Here is an 18,816-nt window from a genome sequence, read left to right on the forward strand (position 1 = left end):
AATTTTCAAGGCTCCTGAAATGACTTAAGCTCATCTGCATTGCGGGAGGTGCCGGCGGCTTCTCGCCGGCGGAGAGTCAATGCTTCCAGGCTGGGTCATATTCGCGTCTGCCTTCGGCTATCTGCTGCTGCTTTTCGCCGTGGCCAGCTATGGCGACCGCAAGAACCGCGGCCCGGGTGCGCTGGAAGGCGGATGGCCCGTGGTCTATGCGCTGAGCCTGGCGATCTACTGCACCTCCTGGACCTATTTCGGCAGCGTCGGGCTTGCCGCGCAACGCGGCCTGGAATTTGCCGGCATCTATATCGGTCCCATTCTGGTCTTCACGCTCGGCATGCCGCTGCTTCGCCGCATTATCGAGCTTGCCAAGGCGGAGAAACTCACCTCGGTCGCCGATTTCGTCGCCGCGCGCTACGGCAAGAACCCGACGGTCGCCACCATCGTCGCGCTGATCTCGCTGATCGGCACCATTCCTTATATCGCGCTGCAGCTGAAGGCGATCTCCAGCACCGTCAGCGCCATGGTCAACCCGTCCGATTACGGCATCGGCAGCGGCAATCTCTACTTCCTCGACCTGCCGCTCGCCGCGACGCTGGTGCTTGCCTGCTTCGCCATCATGTTCGGCACGCGGCATACGGATGCGACGGAACACCAGGACGGCCTCATCCTCGCGGTTTCGATGGAATCGGTGGTCAAGCTGGTCGCCTTCCTGACGGCCGGCGTCTGCGTCATCTGGTTTCTCTTCGACGGTCCCGCCGACCTCTGGCAGAAGACCGTCGAAAACAGCCTGGTCATGTCGGCGCTGAATTACCATACGCCGATCAGCCGCTGGATCACCCTGATCATGCTGTCGGCTTTCGCCATCATCCTGCTGCCGCGGCAATTCCACGTAACGGTCGTGGAAAACCGGACGGCGAAACAGCTGAAACTCGCGGGCTTCCTGTTTCCCACCTATCTCGTCGCGATCAACCTCTTCGTCCTGCCGGTGGCGATCGGCGGGCTGCTGACCTTCGGCGGCACCGGCAATGCCGATTTCTACATGCTGTCGCTGCCGCTGGCCGGCGAGATGCCTGTCATCACGCTGATCACCTTCATCGGCGGCTTTTCTGCCGCAACCGCGATGGTCATCGTCGATTCCGTGGCGCTGTCGATCATGGTGTCGAACGACATCATCATGCCGATCTTCCTCAGGCGCAAACTTGCCGGCCGCACCGGCCAGCGCGACGATTTCGCCAAGACGCTGCTCAACATCCGCCGCAGCGCGATCTTCGCCGTGCTGCTGTTCGGCTATGCCTATTACCGCTCGACCGACAGCACGGCCGGCCTTGCCTCGATCGGCCTTCTTTCCTTCGCGGCGATCGCGCAGATCGCCCCTGCCCTGTTCGGCGGGCTGATCTGGCGGCGGGCGAATGCGCGCGGCGCCATCCTCGGCCTGACGTCCGGCTTCGTCATCTGGGTCTATCTGCTGTTCCTGCCCTCGCTCGGCGGCCCCGATTATTCCTATGTGGCAAGCGCCGTGCTCGGCTTCATCTTCCCCGGCGCGACGCTGTTTACCGCGCCCGACGCCGATCCGCTGGTCAATGCGACCGTGATGAGCCTGCTCGTCAATACCGCCTTCGTCATCGTCGGCTCGCTCACCCGCAATGCCAGGCCGCTGGAACGCATCCAGGCCGGCATCTTCGTCAAGCGGCATTCGCGTTCGCAATTTGCCACGCGCGGCTGGAAGACCCGCATCAGCGTCGGCGACCTCAAGGCGGCGATCTCGCGCTATCTCGGCGAGGAGCGCATGCAGCGCTCGTTGACGACCTATGAGCAAAGCTCCGGCCGCAAGCTGGAGGACGAACAGCCGGCCGACATGGCGCTGATCCATTTCAGCGAACAGCTGCTCGGCAGCGCCATCGGCTCATCGTCGGCCCGCCTGGTGCTGTCGTTGATCCTGCAGAAGATCGAGGATGCTTCTTCCGACACCGCCTGGCTGCTCGACCAAGCGAGCGAGGCGCTTCAATATAACCAGGACATGCTGCAGACCGCACTGTCGCAGATGGACCAGGGCATTGCCGTCTTCGACAGTTCCAACCGGCTGACCATCTGGAACCGGCGCTTCCGGCAATTGCTCGATCTGCCGGAGAATGCCGGCCAGGTCGGCTTTCCCCTCTCCGAGATCGTCACCATTCTCAGCCAGCGCGGCGACATCGCGCCCGGCGATCAGCAGCAGACGGTGCGGCACTTCCTGACGCTCGACAAGCCCTTCTCACTGGTGCTCGGCGGCGGCGAGCGGATCATCGAGGTGCGCTCCAACGCCATGCCCGACAAAGGCATCGTCGCCACCTTCACCGACATCACCCAGCGCGTCAACGCCGACCAGGCCCTGAAGCAGGCGAACGAGACGCTGGAGCAGCGCGTCGCCGAACGCACGGCCGAGCTTACCCGCGTCAACCGCCAACTCGCCGAGGCGCGGGCGGCGGCCGACGAGGCGAATATCGGCAAGACCCGCTTTTTTGCCGCCGCCGGCCACGACATCCTGCAGCCGCTCAATGCCGCCAGGCTCTATTCCTCCGCCCTGGTCGAGCGCATGGCGCAATCCGACAACAGCCCGATCGTGCGCAACATCGACTCCGCGCTGGAATCGGTCGAAACCATTCTCGGCGCGGTGCTCGATATCTCCCGGCTCGATACCGGCGCCATGCGGCCGCGGCTCGCCTCCGTCGCGCTTTCCGACCTCCTGGAGCGGATCGAGACCGATTTCGCGCCGATCGCCCGGGAAAAACAGCTGAAGCTGGTGGTCATGCCGACATCGCTGCGCGTGCGCTCCGACCCCAACCTTCTGCGCCGGCTGGTGCAGAACCTCGTTTCCAACGCCATCAAATACACGATTACCGGCAAGGTGCTGGTCGGGGCGCGGCGGCGCGGCAATCAGGTGATCATCCAGGTGATCGATTCCGGCATCGGCATTCCGCCGTCAAAATTCCGCACCGTGTTCAAGGAATTCGCGCGGCTGGACGAAGGGGCGAAAACCGCTTCCGGCCTCGGGCTCGGCCTTTCGATCGTCGACCGCATCGCCCGCGTGCTCAACCATCCGGTCGAGCTGCAGTCGACGCATGGCAGGGGCACGGAATTCCGCATCGCCATACCGCTCGACATCTCGCGCCCGGCCGAGGCCGTCGCGGCCATCGCACCTGCCGACCGACCGTCACAGCCGCTCAAGGGGCTGAAGGTGCTGTGCATCGATAACGAGCCGAAAATCCTCGAAGGCATGCGGTTGCTGCTCAGCGGCTGGGGCTGCGAGGTGACGGCGGTGCATTGCCTGGCCGATGTGATCGCAGGCGACGGCCGTGACGGACCGCCGGATCTCGCTATTGCCGATTATCATCTCGACGACGGCACCGGCATCGCCGCGATCCTGCATCTGCGCCGGCAGTTCGGCGCCGATATCCCCGCCTTGCTCGTGACCGCCGACCGCACGCCGGAGGTGCGCGGCGAGGCCGAGCGGCACGACATCGCCGTTCAGCACAAGCCGGTGCGGCCGGCGGCGCTACGCGCCTATATAACCCAGATTTCCGGGTTGAAACGCGCGGCCGCGGAGTAGGCTCAGCTCGCAGATTGCATGGCACGCGCCACCAGGGCGCGCACCAGCGCGACATCCGGCACGTCGCCGAACAGGATGCGATACATGATCGGCGCCACGAGCTCATCCATGGCGCGGTCGACATCGGGAAAAGCCTCACCGCGCGCCTTTGCCCTCTCGGCGATGACGACGATCTGCTGGCGGGTATATTCGCAGCATTTGCAGGCATTTGCGCCTGCCTGCGCCGCCAGCACGTCGCGGATCATCTCGCGGCCCGGCCCGGAGGACATTTCCTCGGCATATTGCTCGGCCCAGGCTTCGAGATCGGCTTTGCCGCTGCCGGCATCGACCGGCTGCATATCCGGCCGCAGCCGCTCGACGGCAACATCGGCGAGAAGCTCCTGCAGGTCACCCCAGCGGCGATAGATAGTCGACGGCGTCACACCCGCCCTGGCGGCGATCAACGGGATCGTCACCTCACCGCGGTTCATCTCGGCCAGCAACTCACGGACAGCCTTGTGCACCGAGGCCTGAACCCGGGCGCTTCTGCCGCCCGGCCGAAGATTCTCTTTCACTGCCATTCCTACGCCCGCCCCCCAACACTTATGGTTCAAAATCTTTGACAGAACCATAAACGCAAATAATTTGCCTTTACGATGCATTCGCCCTACATGGAGCTAACGCAACGGCTTAGCTTTAAGAGGGCTTATATATGGTCGCCCCAGCCAAATCCACAGAGAATGCGCCGCGTCCCTCGATCGGTTTTCATGCGCTGACGCTCGCCACTTTTTTCGGCGCCTCCGCCGCACCGACGCCACTCTACCGGATCTACCAGGAGAACTTCTCGCTCTCGCCGGTGCTGATCACCGTCATCTTCGCCGTCTACGCCTTCGCGCTGCTGGCAGCCCTTTTGACCGCCGGGTCGATCTCCGACCATCTCGGCCGCAAACCGGTGATCTTTTTCGCCCTGGTGCTCGAAATCGCCGCCATGGCCCTCTTCGTCGTCGCCAGCGGCCCCGGCTGGCTGATCGCGGCGCGGATCGTGCAGGGTGTTGCGACCGGGATTGCCGGCGCCTCGCTCGGCGCCGCTCTCGTCGATGTGGACCGGGCCAAGGGGCAGATCGTCAATTCGATCGCGCCGCTTTGCGGCATGGCGGTCGGCGCGGTCGGCACCAGCGCGCTGATCCAATATGGCCCCTTCCCGATGCACCTCATTTATGCACTGCTGCTTCTTGCCTTCACGCTGCTGGCGGCCGCCATCTGGCTGACGCGCGAGACCGGCGACAGGCGGCCGGGCGCCCTCGGCTCGCTGATCCCCAGGGTCGCCATTCCGCCGCAGGTCAAACGGCCGCTCTCGCTGGTGACGCCGATCAATATCGCCAACTGGACGCTCGCCGGCTTCTACCTTTCGCTGGTGCCGTCGCTGGTCGCCAGCACGACCGGCAGCCGCGCGCCGCTGACGGGCGGGGCTGTCGTGACCGCGCTGATGGTCAGCGGCGCGATCGCCGTCTATCTCAGGCGCGGCAAGACGGCATCGGCCAATCTCTTCTTCGGCGTGTCGGCCAAGACGCTCGGCATCCTGACGGTCGTCGCCGGCGTGCATCTTGCCAATGTGCCGCTGCTGCTGATCGGCACTGTCTTCACCGGCGCCGGGTTCGGCACCAATTTCCTCGGCGCGATCGGCACCATCATGCCGCTCGCCAAAGCGGACGAGCGCGCCGGCCTGCTTGCCGCCTTCTACGTCCAGAGCTATCTCGCCTTCAGCCTGCCGGCGATCCTTGCCGGCTTCCTGGCGAAATCGGCCGGCTATGGCCTGACGACCGATATCTATGCGACGGCGATCCTGCTGTTGATGGGCGTCGGGATCATCGGAGTACGCTCCGGCCGTCGAAAGACGGCGGAGAATGCCGCCTGACATCCGAGGCCCGTCACGGCTTAAGATCGAGCAATGCGCGGCCGCTGCCATCCATGGCGAAGGGCACGGAGGCGTGCTGGTGAGCGACGATCCAACGCCCGTCTTGCTTGACGAGGCCGAGGGTCTGGCGGAACCAGAGGTCGACCTCGGTGCCGTCGGTCTTGGTCCCGGTCATACGCAGGAGACCGCTCCAGAAGGCGACATCGCCGCCAACGGTCAATTTGGCATCGCGCACTTCGCCGCCGATCGGGCCTTCCCACGTGTCGAACCACGCCTGCAGACCCGCCTCGTCCTTGCCGGTGAAGGCGAGCGGCGGCGCCAGCGAAAATTCGACGGAATCCTCGGCCTCATAGGAAAGCGCCTCCGCGGCGTTCTTTTCGCCGAGCGCCTTGGCCCGCATCATCAGCATGGCGATGATTGCCTCTTCTTCGTGCCTGGCATTGGCTTCATCGTTCACGGTCGTTCTCCTTTCGCTATGGACAGAGGACGAACGGGAGGACGACGATCCGACATCGACTGCTGAATTGCTTCAGAGGTAACCCGTCACCGCCGGTTCGTTCCACCAGGCATCGTGCCTGCCGTCGGCATAACGGACGGGCAAGGCCGCCAGTTCCTCCGGGGTGATATCGTCGAGACAGGCGATGTTGATCGAGACATAGGCCCCGCCGATCGCCTCGACATAACCGTCGCCGAAGGCCGGCACACCGCAGGTGCGGCAGAAGCGGTGATGACCGCTCATCGTATTGAACTGATAGTCAGTAGTTTCCGCCGCGTCGCACATCAGCCGGAAATCCTCCGGCTTGACATTGGCGCCCCAATAGCGCCGCTTGGCGCAGATCGAACAATTGCAGCGGCCGGTGCCTGCTTCGAGGTCCATATCCACCTCATAGTGCACTTTGCCGCAATGGCAGCTTCCCTTGTAGGTTTTCTTCATGACGTTCTCCTCCTTCGGCGTTGCATCAGCCATCGGCATATGACAATATGTTGTCACTATGGATGAGATACAGAATCGACAACATATTGTCAAACAGAATCGACCGGAGCGAACGATGGAAGGGGATGCCTTTTCCGCTTTCGCGATCACGGCCCTTCGTCTCGCCGGCCATCTGACGGCGGCCGGCGACCGGCTGGCAAAGCCCGCGGGACAGACGAGCGCGCGCTGGCAGGTGCTGGCGGCGGCAAGGCGCGGCGACATGTCGGTGGCGCAGATCGCCCGTGCGCTCGGCCTCGCCCGCCAGGGTGTGCAGCGGCTTGCCGACGTGCTGGAGAGCGAAGGACTGATCGCCTATGCCGACAATCCGCAGCACCAGCGGGCGAAGCTGGTGCGGCTGACGACGGAAGGAGCGGCACGGCTGGGGGTGATCGAGGTGGCGCAGGCCGGATGGGCGGATGGACTCGGCGCTGCCTTTACATCGGGTGAGCTCGATGCGGCGCGGGCGGTAATGGCGCGGTTGATGGCGATGCTGGATGAGGCGTCGGGCGGCTGAACAATTCGCCTTGGGTGGATGCGACCGAAGCCAAAACAAAAAAAGGCCGGGCTAACCCGACCTTCCCTGCCATCTCAACGAACCGTGCCAGTACATCCGTGGTCACGGTCCGGAGATGATATTCAAAGCCTTCCTGCATAATTCCTTAAATCGGAATCGATTTAAGGACAAAATTATGCAGCAAGTCAAAGTGTTACAGCGTCCTTTGCGCGTCTAAAAGACGCGCGGCGCTGTAATGGCTCAGGCCGCCTGGAGGCGGTCTGCCGACATCTTGCCGGACTTGTTGTCGCGGACGAGCTCGTAAGACAGCTTCTGGCCGTCCTTGAGGTCACGCATGCCGGCGCGCTCAACGGCCGAGATGTGGACGAAAACGTCGGCAGCGCCGTCATCCGGCTGAATGAAGCCGAAGCCCTTGGTTGCGTTGAACCACTTAACGGTACCTGTGTTCATGACGATATCCTTTTCGAATCGCTCATAGAAGATTGCAGCCCGGGCAAAGCCCAAGCGGCGATGAAAACCGATTTTGGAGGAAAGTCGCCAGGAACGACGCGAACGCCGTTTCAAAGTTCATCTAGCAAGATCGATGCGAGAACGTTTAATCGGGAATTGTGTCCGTGACAAGGCGGCAACACGGAAAAGTCGAGTTCAGCTTGGTGGAGCATTTTTTTAACGTCGTACCGTGGCCGCCCCCTCTGCCCTGCCGGGCCCGGCAGGGCAGAGGGGGGCCTACACGGCACAACGGCAAAGACCGTCCCGTAAAACCCACACCGCGAAAACGACTTACGCCGCCGCCCCCATCTTCGCATAGGGATCAAACCGCCCATAAAACGTCTCGCCCTTGGCGGCCATGTCCTTCAGCAGCGCCGTCGGCTTGAAGTGATCCCCGTAAGCCGATGCTAACTTTTCCGCCAACTCCACGAAGGCCTTTACACCCATGCCGTCGATATAGCTCAGCGCCCCGCCGGTATAGGGCGCGAAGCCGAAGCCGAGGATCGAGCCGACGTCGGCTTCGCGCGGATCGGTGACGATGCCTTCCTCGACCGTGCGGGCGGCTTCGAGCGCGATGGTGACGAGGAAGCGCTGCTTCAGCACCGCGACCTCGACCTCATCCGCCTTCTTCTGCGGATAGAAGTCCTTGAGCTCCGGCCAGAGCGACTTCTTCGCCGGTTTCGGCGGATAGTCGTAGAAGCCCTTGGAGTTCTTGCGGCCGAAGCGGCCCTCCTTTTCCACCATGCGGGAGATCAGCTCCATATGCCTGGGGTCGATGGCCTTCTCGCCGAGATCGGCGACGGTGGCCTTGAGGATCTTCAGCGACAGGTCGATGGCGACCTCGTCGTTGAGCGCCAGGGGACCGACCGGCATGCCGGCCATTTTGGCGGCATTCTCGATCATTGCAGGCGGCACGCCCTCGATCAGCATGTCGTAGCTTTCCGACATGTAGCGCAGCACGCAGCGATTGACGAAGAAGCCGCGGGTGTCGTTGACGACGATCGGCGTCTTCTTGATGGCGGCGACATAATCGAGCGCGACGGCGAGCGCCTTGTCGCCGGTCTCCTTGCCGAGGATGACCTCGGTCAGCATCATCTTTTCGACGGGCGAGAAGAAGTGGATGCCGATGAAATCGGCCGGGCGCTTCGAATTCTTCGCCAGTCCCGTGATCGGCAGGGTCGAGGTATTGGAGGCGAAGATCGCCCCTTCCGGCAGCACGGCTTCGACCGCCTCGATAACCGCTTTCTTCACTTCGCGATCCTCGAACACCGCCTCGATGACAAGATCGGCGTTGGCGAGACCGGCATAGTCGGCGGAAGGCGTGATGCGGGCAAGAAGGGCTGCGGCCTCGTCCTGCGTAAACCGCCCCTTACCGACGGAATCCTTGACGAGGCCTTCGCAGACGGCCTTGCCCTTGGCGGCCGCTTCCATGTCGCGGTCGATCAGCGTCACCGGGAGACCGGCAGCGGCCGTGACATAGGCGATCGAGGCGCCCATGAAGCCGGCGCCGACGACGCCGACATGTTTCAGTTCCGTCTTGGGGATGCCGGCGGGGCGGCGGGCGCCCTTGCCGAGCTCCTGCATCGAGATGAACAGCGAGCGGATCATCGAGAAGGCTTCGCGGGTCTGCAGCACTTCGGTGAAATAACGCTGCTCGATCTTCAGGCCAGTGTCGAAGGGCACCTGCAGGCCTTCATAGACGCATTTCAGGATGGCGAGCGCGGCGGGATAATTGCCGGAGGTTTCACGGCGCAGGATCGCCGGTGCTGCCGGCCAGAGCTGGGCCGAGGCCGGCGTCCAGATGCCGCCGCCGGGCGCCTTGAAGCCCTTCTCGTCCCAGGGGGCGACCGGCTTCAGGCCGTCCTTGATCATCTGCTTGGCGGCAGGGATCAGCTGGTCCGGCTCGACCACCTGATGCACGAGGTTCATCGCCTTGGCGCGCGAGCCGCTGAGCGACTGGCCGGTCGTCATCATCTGCAGCGCATCCTGGGCATTGGCGAGGCGCGGCACACGCTGGGTGCCACCGGCACCGGGGAAGATGCCGACCTTGACCTCGGGCAGCGCGATCTTGACGCTCTTGGCATTGGAGGCGACACGGCCGTGGCAGGCGAGCGACAGTTCGAAAGCGCCGCCCATGCACGTACCGTTGATGGCGGATACCCAGGGCTTGCCCGAGGTTTCGAGCTTGCGAAACAGGCCGGACATGCGACCGACGAGACCGAAAAGCGTCTGAACGGCCGTTTCCGGGCTCTTTGCCTTCTCCTCCTGATAGGAGCCGAACATCGACTTGATCATCGACAGGTCGGCGCCGCCGGAGAAGGAGGACTTGCCTGAGGTGAAGACGACGCCCTTGACGGCGGCGTCAGCGGTCGTTGCGTCGACGATGCCGTTGAGCTCTTCCATAACCTCGGCGGTGAAGACGTTCATCGATTTGCCGGGCATGTCCCAGGTGACCAGAGCGATGCCATCGGCGTCGGTTTCGAGCGTGAAATTGGTGTAGGTGCTCATCTTGGGAATTCCTCTCCCTGAATTCTCTCGCGGTGAAGCCCTCCCCGAGAAGGGAGGGTTCAGATCCGATCAAACGCGTTCGATAACCGTCGCCGTGCCCATGCCGGCGCCGATGCAGAGTGTTACCAGCGCGGTATTGAGGTCGCGGCGTTCGAGCTCGTCGAGCACCGTGCCGAGGATCATCGCGCCGGTGGCGCCGAGCGGGTGGCCCATGGCGATGGCGCCGCCGTTGACGTTGATCTTGGCGTGGTCGATGTCGAAGGCCTGCATGTAGCGCAGCACGACGGCGGCGAAGGCCTCGTTCAGCTCGAAGAGGTCGATGTCGGCAAGGCGCATGCCTGTCCGCTTCAACAGCTTCTCGGTGACATCGACCGGACCGGTCAGCATCAGAGCCGGATCGGAGCCGATATTGGCGAAGGCCTTGATGCGGGCGCGCGGCTTCAGTCCCATGCTCTCGCCACCCGCCTTCGAGCCGAGCAGCACGACGCCTGCGCCATCGACGATGCCGGAAGAATTGCCGGCATGATGGACATAGTTGATGCGCTCGATCTCAGGATGCGCCTGGATGCCGACGGCCTCGAAACCGCCCATCTCGCCGGGCATCTGGAAGGACGGATTGAGGGAAGCGAGCGCCTGCATATCGGTGCCGGGGCGCATATGCTCATCCTTATCGAGGATCGTCAGGCCATTCTGATCCTTGACCGGGACGACCGACTTGTCGAACCAGCCCTGCTCCCAGGCATGTCCAGCGCGCCTCTGGCTCTCGACCGCGTAGGCGTCGACATCGGTCCTGCTGAAACCGTATTTGGTGGCGATGAGATCGGCCGATACGCCCTGCGGCATGAAATAGGCCGGGAAATTCACCGAGGGGTCCATGAACCAGGCGCCCCCCGACATGCCGAGACCGACGCGCGACATGCTTTCGACACCGCCCGCGATGACGATGTCGTCGGCTCCCTGGGCAATCTTGCCGGCGCCGAAATTGACGGCATCAAGGCCGGAGGCGCAGAAGCGGGAGATCTGCATGCCGGGCGCCCTGGTGGAATAACCGGCTTCGAAGGCGGCGGCCTTGGGGATGACGGCGCCGGCATCCATGACCGGATCGACGCAGCCCATGATGATGTCGTCGACGGTGGTAGTGTCGAGCCCGTTGCGGTCACGGATCGCTTCCAGCGTCTTGGCCGCCAGGCGGACGGACGGCACCTCATGCAGGGCGCCGTCTTTCTTGCCGCGGCCGCGCGGCGTGCGGACGTGATCGTAAATGAAAACCTCGGTCATTGTCTCGTCTCCCTGACGGCGCGGCGGCGCCGGTGAATTTCAACTCCCCTTCTCCCCTCGGGGAGAAGGTGGCCGAAGGTCGGATGAGGGGGCGCTCGCGGCAAACTCGGCCTTGCTTGCGCGCGGCCGTTCGCTCCTTCGTCGCTCACCCCCTCATCTGTCCTTCGGACATCTTCTCCCCGCTGGGGAGAAGGGGGAACCTCAATTAAAACGCTTCGGCGGCCAGCTCCATCACCGTGTCGGCACCGGCTTCGATGCGGGCCTTGCGCAGCGCGGTTTCCGGCATGATGCGTTCCATGAAGAAGCGGGCGGTCACCAGCTTGTTCTTCAGGAAATCCTCGCGGCTCGCATCGCCGGATGCAAGTCCGTCCTCGGCGGCTTTCGCCATCTTCGCCCACATATAGCCGAGGACGACGAGACCAAAGAGATGCATATAGTCGGTCGAGCCGGCACCGGCATTGTCGGGCTTGGCCATGGCATTCTGCATGAACCACATGGTCGCGCCCTGGACGTCGTTCAAGCCCTTCTTCAGATGCTTGGTGAAGAAGGAGAGTTTTTCGTCGCTGCGGTTCTCCTCGCAGAAATCGCCGATCTCCTTGAAGAGGGCCATGGCGGCGCGGCCGCCGTTCAAGGCGAGCTTGCGGCCGACCAGGTCGAGCGCCTGAATGCCATTGGCGCCCTCATAGATCATGGCGATGCGGGCATCGCGCACATACTGGCTCATGCCGTGTTCTTCGATATAGCCGTGGCCGCCGAAGACCTGCTGGGCCATGACGGCATGGTCGAAGCCCTTGTCGGTCATCACGCCCTTGAGGATGGGGGTGACGAGGCCGAGAATGTCGTCGGCCGTCTGGCGCTCCTTCTCGTCGGTGGCGCGGTGGGCGATATCGGATTTCAGCGCGGTCCAGAGCAGGAAGGCGCGGCCGGCTTCGTTGAAGGCGCGGATGGTCATCAGCGTCCGGCGGATATCCGGATGGACGATGATCGGATCGGCCTTCTTGTCCGGCGCCTTGACGCCGGACAGCGAGCGGCCCTGGATGCGGTCGCGGGCATAGGCGGCGGCGTTCTGATAGGCGATCTCGGAAATGGCGATGCCCTGCAAGCCGACCATCAGCCGAGCCTCGTTCATCATCACGAACATGGCATTGAGGCCGCGGTTTTCGGCGCCGATCAGGAAGCCGGTCGCTTCGTCATAGTTCATCACGCAGGTAGCGTTGCCGTGAATGCCCATCTTGTGTTCGATCGCGCCGCAGGAAACGGCATTGCGGGCGCCGGACGCGCCGTCCTTGCCGACCAGGAATTTCGGAACGATGAACAGCGAGATGCCCTTGGTGCCCTCGGGCGCGCCTTCGATGCGGGCGAGCACCAGGTGGACGATATTGTCGGTCAGGTCGTGTTCGCCGGCGGAGATGAAGATCTTCTGGCCTGATATTTTGTAGCTGCCGTCAGACTGCGGCACCGCCTTGGTGCGCAGCATGCCGAGATCGGTGCCGCAATGCGGCTCGGTCAGGTTCATGGTGCCCGACCAGGAGCCGTCGACCATCTTCGGCAGGTAGGTGTCCTTCTGCTCCTGCGTGCCATGGACGAGGATCGCGGCGATCGCGCCCTGCGTCAGGCCGGGATACATCATCAGCGACATGTTGGCGGCAGAAGTATATTCGCCGACGGCGCAATGCAGCGTATAGGGAAGCCCCTGCCCGCCGAATTCCTCCGGCACCGCAAGGCCGATCCAGCCGCCTTCGCGATAAGCCTTGTAAGCTTCTGTGAAGCCATTCGGCGTCGAGACGCTGGCATCGTCGTTGCGATGGCAGCCTTCCTGATCGCCGGAATAATTCACCGGGAAGAGCGCCTCCTCGGCAACCTTTCCGGCCTCGCCGAGAATCGCCTCGATCATGTCAGGCGTCGCATCGGCAAAACCCGGCAGATTGTTGTAGCGTTCGAGGCCCAGCACGTCGTTCAGGACGAAGAGCGTATCGTTCACCGGGGCCTTGTAGACTGGCATTTCGCGAATTCCTCCATTCGACTGACCGGGTCGCACCGGCCTCGGGCACTGTCTTACAAAATATTGACGTTTGCGTAAACGTCAAATTCTGCAGCTTCGCCATCTTTTTCGAAAAAATTCGCGAGCGGCGAACCTGCGGACGATCAAATGCCCGAAGGCACGAGATGTCATCTCCCCTTCCTTGTCCATCGTGGAACGGGGTATAAGTGCCGGCGTCTTTCGATCCGTAAAATTTGGGCCGCAGTTCGGGAATGCCAGAGGAGGGGCGCCGGGATGATCAGTTTCGAGGCGATAAGGCAGCGTGCGGAACAGCGGAAAGGCGGCGCGGCGGCGCTGCAGGCCTTGCTGGAAAAGCATCGGCCGGATCACGAGAGGCTGCGCGCCATGCCCGACGACCGCATTCTTGCCGACATGACCCGGCGCATCTTCTACAGCGGTTTCGTCCAGAAGGTGATCGATGCGAAGTGGCCGGGTTTCGAGGCGGCGTTTTCCGGTTTCGATCCGGCAATGCTGAATATCGCGCCCGACGATTATTGGCATGAGCTGACCTCGGACGAGCGGATCATCCGCAACGGCGCGAAAATCATATCGGTTCGCGCCAATGCCGCTTTCGTCAGGGAGCTGGCGAAGGAATATGGCAGCGCCGGCGTCTTCTTCGCCGACTGGCCGCGGGAAGATCAGATCGGCCTCCTCGACCTGTTGAGCAAACGCGGCAGCCGGCTCGGCGGCATGACCGGGCAATATTTCCTGCGGGGCATCGGCCGCGACAGCTTCGTTGCGACGATGGATGTGCTTGCCTGCTTGAGATCGGCCGGCGTGCCGCTGTCTGCCTCCGGCACGGCGAAGAAGGACCAGCCGCTGATCCAGAAGGCCTTCAACGACTGGGCCGAGGAGACCGGGCTTTCCTTCATCCATCTGTCGCGCATCAGCGCCTATTCGATCGATGCGGGAGGGCCGCACTGAATTGCGGCTCCGCTTCTTTCCGGTGAGGGTAGCGCCTGCGGCGAAACAACTTCCGCGACGGAGGCGAACAGGATAGGCTTCGTTTCATCGGAGCTGGCAGGGAGGAACCGATGCCGCGCCTGGACCATGTCACGATCAATACCCGCGATGCGCCTGTGATGATCGGCTTCCTGCAAGCCATTCTCGGCGTCAAGGAAGGCTACCGGCCGCCCTTCCCCTCGCCCGGCCATTGGCTCTATCTGGACGACCGCCCGGTCATTCATCTCAGCCTGACATCGCGCAGCACCGATTTTCCGCCGGGCATCTTCAATCATGTCGCCTTCAGCCTTTACGAATTTGCCCCGGCGCTGGAGCGCATCAAGGCGAGCGGCTATCGCTATGAATATTACGATATTCCCGACACCGATCTTGGCCAGGTCTTCGTTTACGGTCCCGAGGGCGTGAAGATCGAACTGCAATATCCGCGGCCGGCCTGAGCGCCACCGTCGGGCGGGGCTAACGGCAATTGCCGCCAAAAACGGCGTTTGAGACACAAACGTTAAAAAATTCTCATCGATATTAACGGCTTGTTTACCACGTTTCGTGAAAGGTGCGGGTTGAGCAGTAGCGACCCGCATTCCTTTTCCCCGTCTCGCGTTTCCCAGGAATGCCGCTACATCGTTCAGCCTGAGGAAAGTCTAATTGACGATCTTCTTATGGATGGTGCGCTCCGGTCGGCGTGAAGACGCTGGCCACAGACGGAAAAGCCACGGATCGAGCTCTGACGAGAGGTCGAGCAGTCGAAGCGAGCAAGAAGATGAACGGATCGCGATCAAATCCTTCCCGGCAGTCCGACAGGACCTCGCTCGATGCGCTGAACCGCACGATCGAAGGGCTGGAGGCGCGCATCGAAGGGCTCATGGGCAGCGGGCGCGAACAGCGGCCGCGCACGGCAACGGCCGAGCGCGACGTTTACGCCGGCGCCAATTCGCCGCGCCCGGCAAGAGCGCCGATCGAGCCGCGGCCGGATCCGCTCGCTGAAATTCGCCAGCGCCAGCGCGCGCTGGAAGCCGGCCGCGAGCGGCCTTACGGGCGCGAGCCGGCCCCGCAGCTGCGCGAACCCGCGCCGCGCGCCGCAGCGTCGCAGCCGGCACCCGCCTTCCGCGCCGGCGACGATACGATGACGGAGATCGCCCAGGCGCTTGTCAACCTGCGCCAGGACCTGAAGCGCGACATTTCCGAAGGCGTCACCCGCGAGATGAACGCGTTGCGCACGGAACTGCGCGAGATCAAAACAAGTGCCGGAGACGGCCGCTTCGCCGATGACATCCGCGCCGACATGAACCGCCTCGCCCAGAGCATCACCCAGCTGACCGGACGCTCGGGCGGCGCGGAAGCGACCGGCCTGCGTGAAGATTTCGAGGATCTGCGATCGCTGATGGACGGGCTGGCGCGCGAGGAATCGCTGCGTCACATGGAAACCCGCTGGGACGGCTTCGAAAACCGGCTTGCCGCACTCGATACCGAGGGGCTGCAGGAAGAGCTGGTTTCGCTCGCCTATCGGCTCGACGACATCAAGCGCCATATCGGCGGCATGGGCGAAAGCCCGGCGGTCCGCGCGCTGGAAGACAAACTCATTGCCATCGCCACGGCGATGGAGCAGTTCGGCAATATGATCCAGCCGCATGACCGGGTCATGGCCGAACAGTTCGCCGCCATGGACATGCGGCTCGACGAGATCAGCCGGGCGATCGCGGCTAGCGGACGTGCGGCCGCCAACAGCGATCCGACGCTGATGCAGCGGCTGGAAAGCCGGCTTTCGGCGCTCGCCGACCAGATCGACGTGATGAGCCATGATGCCGCCAGCCGGGCGACGCCGGCCGATGAGCTGGCAATGCGGCTGGAGGCGCTGACGGAACGTGTCGAGGAGCTGACGAAGGCGGAAGCGACGTCGCGGCTCGACGAGCGGCTGGAACATCTTTCCTATCTGTTGGAGCGCACGCAGCAGACGGCCGCGCAGCCCGACCTCACCGGACCGCTGTCCGACATCTCCCGCAAGATCGACGCGCTCGAAAACGGCGCCGTCAACGACGTGCTGGCGCAGCGGCTCGATTATCTCGCCCGGCGCATCGACGAGATGGCCCATCCGCAGCCGGCGGCCGCGGCGGTCGACGACGGCGCCTTCCGGCGTCTCGAAGGACGGCTGAGCGATATCGCCGCCCGGCTGGAAGAGAGCACCGCAGCAGCCCCGACCGATCCGCGGGCGCTGAAAAACCTCGAAGACCAGATCGCCAATCTTTCGGCGCTGATGAGCGAGCCGCGCGAAAGCGCGGCGATCCCCGCCGATCTCGACCGGCGCATGGGCGCGATCGAAGATTATATGGCGACGAGCGACGAATATATCATCGAAGCGGCGCGTCAGGCGGCGGAAGCCGTCGTCGAGGCCTATTCGCGCAATGGCGCCCTGCAGGGCGGCGTGCCGGCCGCCGACATGTCGGCGCTGACGGCGCTGGCCGAGGATCTGCGCCATCTCGAAGATATCAGCCGTGACAGCGAGGAGCGCACGCACAAGACTTTCAAGGCGCTGCACGAGACGCTGGTGCATATCGCCGACCGTCTCGACGGCATGGAAGAGCGCGGACGGCCGGTCGCCCCGATGCCGGTCGCCGACGTCGATTTCGATGTCGACCCTTACGCGCTGATGGTGGCCGAGGCCGCCCGGACGCCGGAAGCTGCCCCGGCAGCGATGGCCTCTCCGGTCATCCGCCCGGCTGAGGTCGCAGCCGAACCTGCCGCCCCGGCGCAGGCCGCGGTCATGAGCGGAGCGAGCGCGATCGCCATCGAAGCAGCGACCAGAACGCCGGAGGCGGCGACGGCAAAATCCAGTCTGCTCGCCAGCCTCGGCAAGCGGTTGCGGCCCGGCAAGAAAGCCGAGACGAAGGCGGCCGAACGGGCGGTGATCGACCCCGCGCCGTCTATCGATCCTGCCGACGTGGTGCCGACGGATGCGGCGAACGAGCTGCTCGAGCCGGGTTCGGGCGCGCCTGACGTCAAGAAGATCCTTGAACGGGTGCGCGCCAGCCAGAGTGCCGCACGCGGCAAACCTCCCGTCGAGACCGATCGCGCCGATTACATCGCCGCTGCGCGCCGGGCGGCGCAGGCAGCCGCAATGGAAGTGGACGCCAATCCGAAGCAGGCTGGCAAGGCCGAGAAGAAGGGCGCGACTGCCAAGGCTGACAAGTTGGGCAAGAACGACCAGACGGGCAAAACCGGCAAGGTCAGCGCCTTTTCGCGCTACCGCCGGCCGATCCTGCTGGCGATCGGCGCCGTGCTGCTCGCCATCATGGCCTTTCCGCTGGCCCGGACGCTGACGAGCGGCGAACCCGCGCCGCAGCCGCCGGCGGAGGTCTCGGCGCTGACCGGAGCAGCGGAAAACCCGCAGCCGGCCTTGCCCGAAGCAACGTCCGCCCAGCCTGACACCGGCGCTGCGGAGGTGAACGCTCCCGCAGTCGAGACGGCTCCCCCGGCCGCCGAACAGGCGCAGCCGGATACAACCGCACCCGCCGCCGGCGATCATCTGACCGATGCTGCCCCGCTCGACGGCGAAGGAGCGGCAACTCTTGCGCCCGCCGCTTCGTCCAGCCCGACGCAGGAAACATCGGGCTTCGTACCGAATACGCCGGCCGCAGCACCGCAGGCCGCCATCACCATTCCCGACACCGTGCAGCCGAAATCGCTTGCCGATGCGGCGCAGGGCGGCGATGCGCTGGCGCTGTTCGAGATCGGCGCGCGCTATTCGGACGGCCGCAACGGCATGGCCGTCGATCAGAAGCAGGCCGCAGGCTGGTACCAGCTTTCGGCCGACAAGGGTTTTGCGCCGGCGCAGTACCGGCTCGGCAGCATGTATGAAAAGGGCAACGGCGTCGAACGCGACATCGCCAAGGCAAAGACCTTCTACGAGCAGGCCGCAAACCAGGGCAATGCCAGTGCCATGCACAATCTCGCCGTGCTCTACGCCTCCGGCGCGCTCGGCCAGCAGGACTATGCGACGGCCGCCTCCTGGTTCATCAAGGCCGCCAATCTCGGCATCACCGACAGCCAGTTCAACCTGGCGATCCTCTGCGCAAGAGGCAACGGCGTTCCGGCCGACCTCGAAGAATCCTACAAGTGGTTTGCAGTCGCCGCCAAGGCCGGTGACAAGGATGCGGCCCAGAAGCGCGACGAGGTCGCCAACGCGATGAAGCCCGATCAGCTCGAGCGCGCCCGCGCCAAGGCCGATCTCTGGAAGCCGGAGCCGCTCGACCACCGAGCCAACGGCATCGACATCCCCGACGAATGGGCGGGCACCGGCGCGAAGACGGCCTCCGTCGACATGAAGAAGGCGATCCGAAACATCCAGGCCATCCTCAACAATAACGGCTTCGACGCCGGCGTCCCGGACGGCGAAATGGGCGCAAAAACCGTGACCGCGATCAAGAACTTCCAGAAGTCGATCGGCCAGCAGCCGGACGGCAAGGTGACCGACGCGACGGTCAGGGCGCTGCTCGAGCGCAACAAGCAGGTGGCCAAGGCGATCTAGAACGGTTCCCGCCGGCTACTGATATGACGATGTCCTGTTTGCGCCAAGCCGGGC

The 18,816-nt window shown here is 63.9% G+C and carries 13 protein-coding genes; 6 read left to right on the forward strand and 7 right to left on the reverse strand.

Annotation, left to right across the window (positions count from 1 at the left end):
• Window positions 1-79: 79 nt before the first annotated feature.
• Window positions 80-3,583, forward strand: coding sequence for a PAS domain-containing hybrid sensor histidine kinase/response regulator (locus CO671_RS09490; RefSeq protein ID WP_097605704.1), 3,504 nt, complete (start codon window positions 80-82; stop codon window positions 3,581-3,583).
• A gap of 2 nt (window positions 3,584-3,585) precedes the next feature.
• Here the strand turns inward: CO671_RS09490 and CO671_RS09495 are convergent, their stop codons facing one another.
• Complete coding sequence (locus CO671_RS09495; protein ID WP_097605705.1) at window positions 3,586-4,143, reverse strand: TetR/AcrR family transcriptional regulator; 558 nt, start codon at window positions 4,141-4,143, stop codon at window positions 3,586-3,588.
• Window positions 4,144-4,274: 131 nt separating this feature from the next.
• Between CO671_RS09495 and CO671_RS09500 the strand changes: the two genes are divergently transcribed.
• Complete coding sequence (locus CO671_RS09500) at window positions 4,275-5,477, forward strand: MFS transporter (RefSeq protein WP_097605706.1); 1,203 nt, start codon at window positions 4,275-4,277, stop codon at window positions 5,475-5,477.
• A gap of 13 nt (window positions 5,478-5,490) precedes the next feature.
• On the opposite strand, the gene CO671_RS09505 is transcribed toward CO671_RS09500, so the two are convergent.
• Together CO671_RS09505 and CO671_RS09510 are read right to left on the reverse strand one after the other, a co-directional pair.
• A complete protein-coding gene (locus CO671_RS09505) occupies window positions 5,491-5,934 on the reverse strand; it encodes a nuclear transport factor 2 family protein (protein WP_097605707.1) in 444 nt (147 codons plus the stop codon).
• A gap of 72 nt (window positions 5,935-6,006) precedes the next feature.
• Complete coding sequence (locus CO671_RS09510; protein ID WP_010027235.1) at window positions 6,007-6,411, reverse strand: GFA family protein; 405 nt, start codon at window positions 6,409-6,411, stop codon at window positions 6,007-6,009.
• Window positions 6,412-6,526: 115 nt separating this feature from the next.
• Here CO671_RS09510 and CO671_RS09515 point away from each other — a divergent pair, with 115 nt between their 5' ends.
• Complete coding sequence (locus tag CO671_RS09515) at window positions 6,527-6,964, forward strand: MarR family winged helix-turn-helix transcriptional regulator (RefSeq protein ID WP_097605708.1); 438 nt, start codon at window positions 6,527-6,529, stop codon at window positions 6,962-6,964.
• A 240-nt stretch (window positions 6,965-7,204) separates the two neighbouring features.
• Here the strand turns inward: CO671_RS09515 and CO671_RS09520 are convergent, their stop codons facing one another.
• The 4 genes from CO671_RS09520 to CO671_RS09540 form a co-directional block, all read right to left on the reverse strand.
• Complete coding sequence (locus CO671_RS09520; protein ID WP_004675957.1) at window positions 7,205-7,414, reverse strand: cold-shock protein; 210 nt, start codon at window positions 7,412-7,414, stop codon at window positions 7,205-7,207.
• 330 nt (window positions 7,415-7,744) lie between these two features.
• Entirely contained in the window at window positions 7,745-9,961 is a 2,217-nt protein-coding gene (locus tag CO671_RS09525; protein WP_097605709.1) for a 3-hydroxyacyl-CoA dehydrogenase NAD-binding domain-containing protein, read from the reverse strand.
• Window positions 9,962-10,030: 69 nt separating this feature from the next.
• Entirely contained in the window at window positions 10,031-11,239 is a 1,209-nt protein-coding gene (locus tag CO671_RS09530) for an acetyl-CoA C-acetyltransferase (protein ID WP_097605710.1), read from the reverse strand.
• A 205-nt stretch (window positions 11,240-11,444) separates the two neighbouring features.
• Entirely contained in the window at window positions 11,445-13,241 is a 1,797-nt protein-coding gene (locus CO671_RS09540) for an acyl-CoA dehydrogenase C-terminal domain-containing protein (RefSeq protein WP_097605711.1), read from the reverse strand.
• 273 nt (window positions 13,242-13,514) lie between these two features.
• Here CO671_RS09540 and CO671_RS09545 point away from each other — a divergent pair, with 273 nt between their 5' ends.
• From CO671_RS09545 to CO671_RS09555, 3 genes are all read left to right on the forward strand, one after another.
• Complete coding sequence (locus tag CO671_RS09545; protein ID WP_097605712.1) at window positions 13,515-14,204, forward strand: DNA-3-methyladenine glycosylase I; 690 nt, start codon at window positions 13,515-13,517, stop codon at window positions 14,202-14,204.
• A gap of 110 nt (window positions 14,205-14,314) precedes the next feature.
• The gene (locus tag CO671_RS09550; RefSeq protein WP_097605713.1) at window positions 14,315-14,680 is read left to right on the forward strand and encodes a VOC family protein; all 366 of its coding nucleotides are present in this window, start codon (window positions 14,315-14,317) and stop codon (window positions 14,678-14,680) included.
• 320 nt (window positions 14,681-15,000) lie between these two features.
• On the forward strand, window positions 15,001-18,762 hold the full coding sequence (locus tag CO671_RS09555; protein WP_097605714.1) for a peptidoglycan-binding protein: 3,762 nt from the start codon (window positions 15,001-15,003) through the stop codon (window positions 18,760-18,762).
• Window positions 18,763-18,816 lie beyond the last annotated feature (54 nt).

Origin of the sequence: Rhizobium sp. M10, assembly GCF_002531955.1 — a bacterium.
Taxonomy (GTDB): Bacteria; Pseudomonadota; Alphaproteobacteria; order Rhizobiales; family Rhizobiaceae; genus Rhizobium; species Rhizobium etli_C.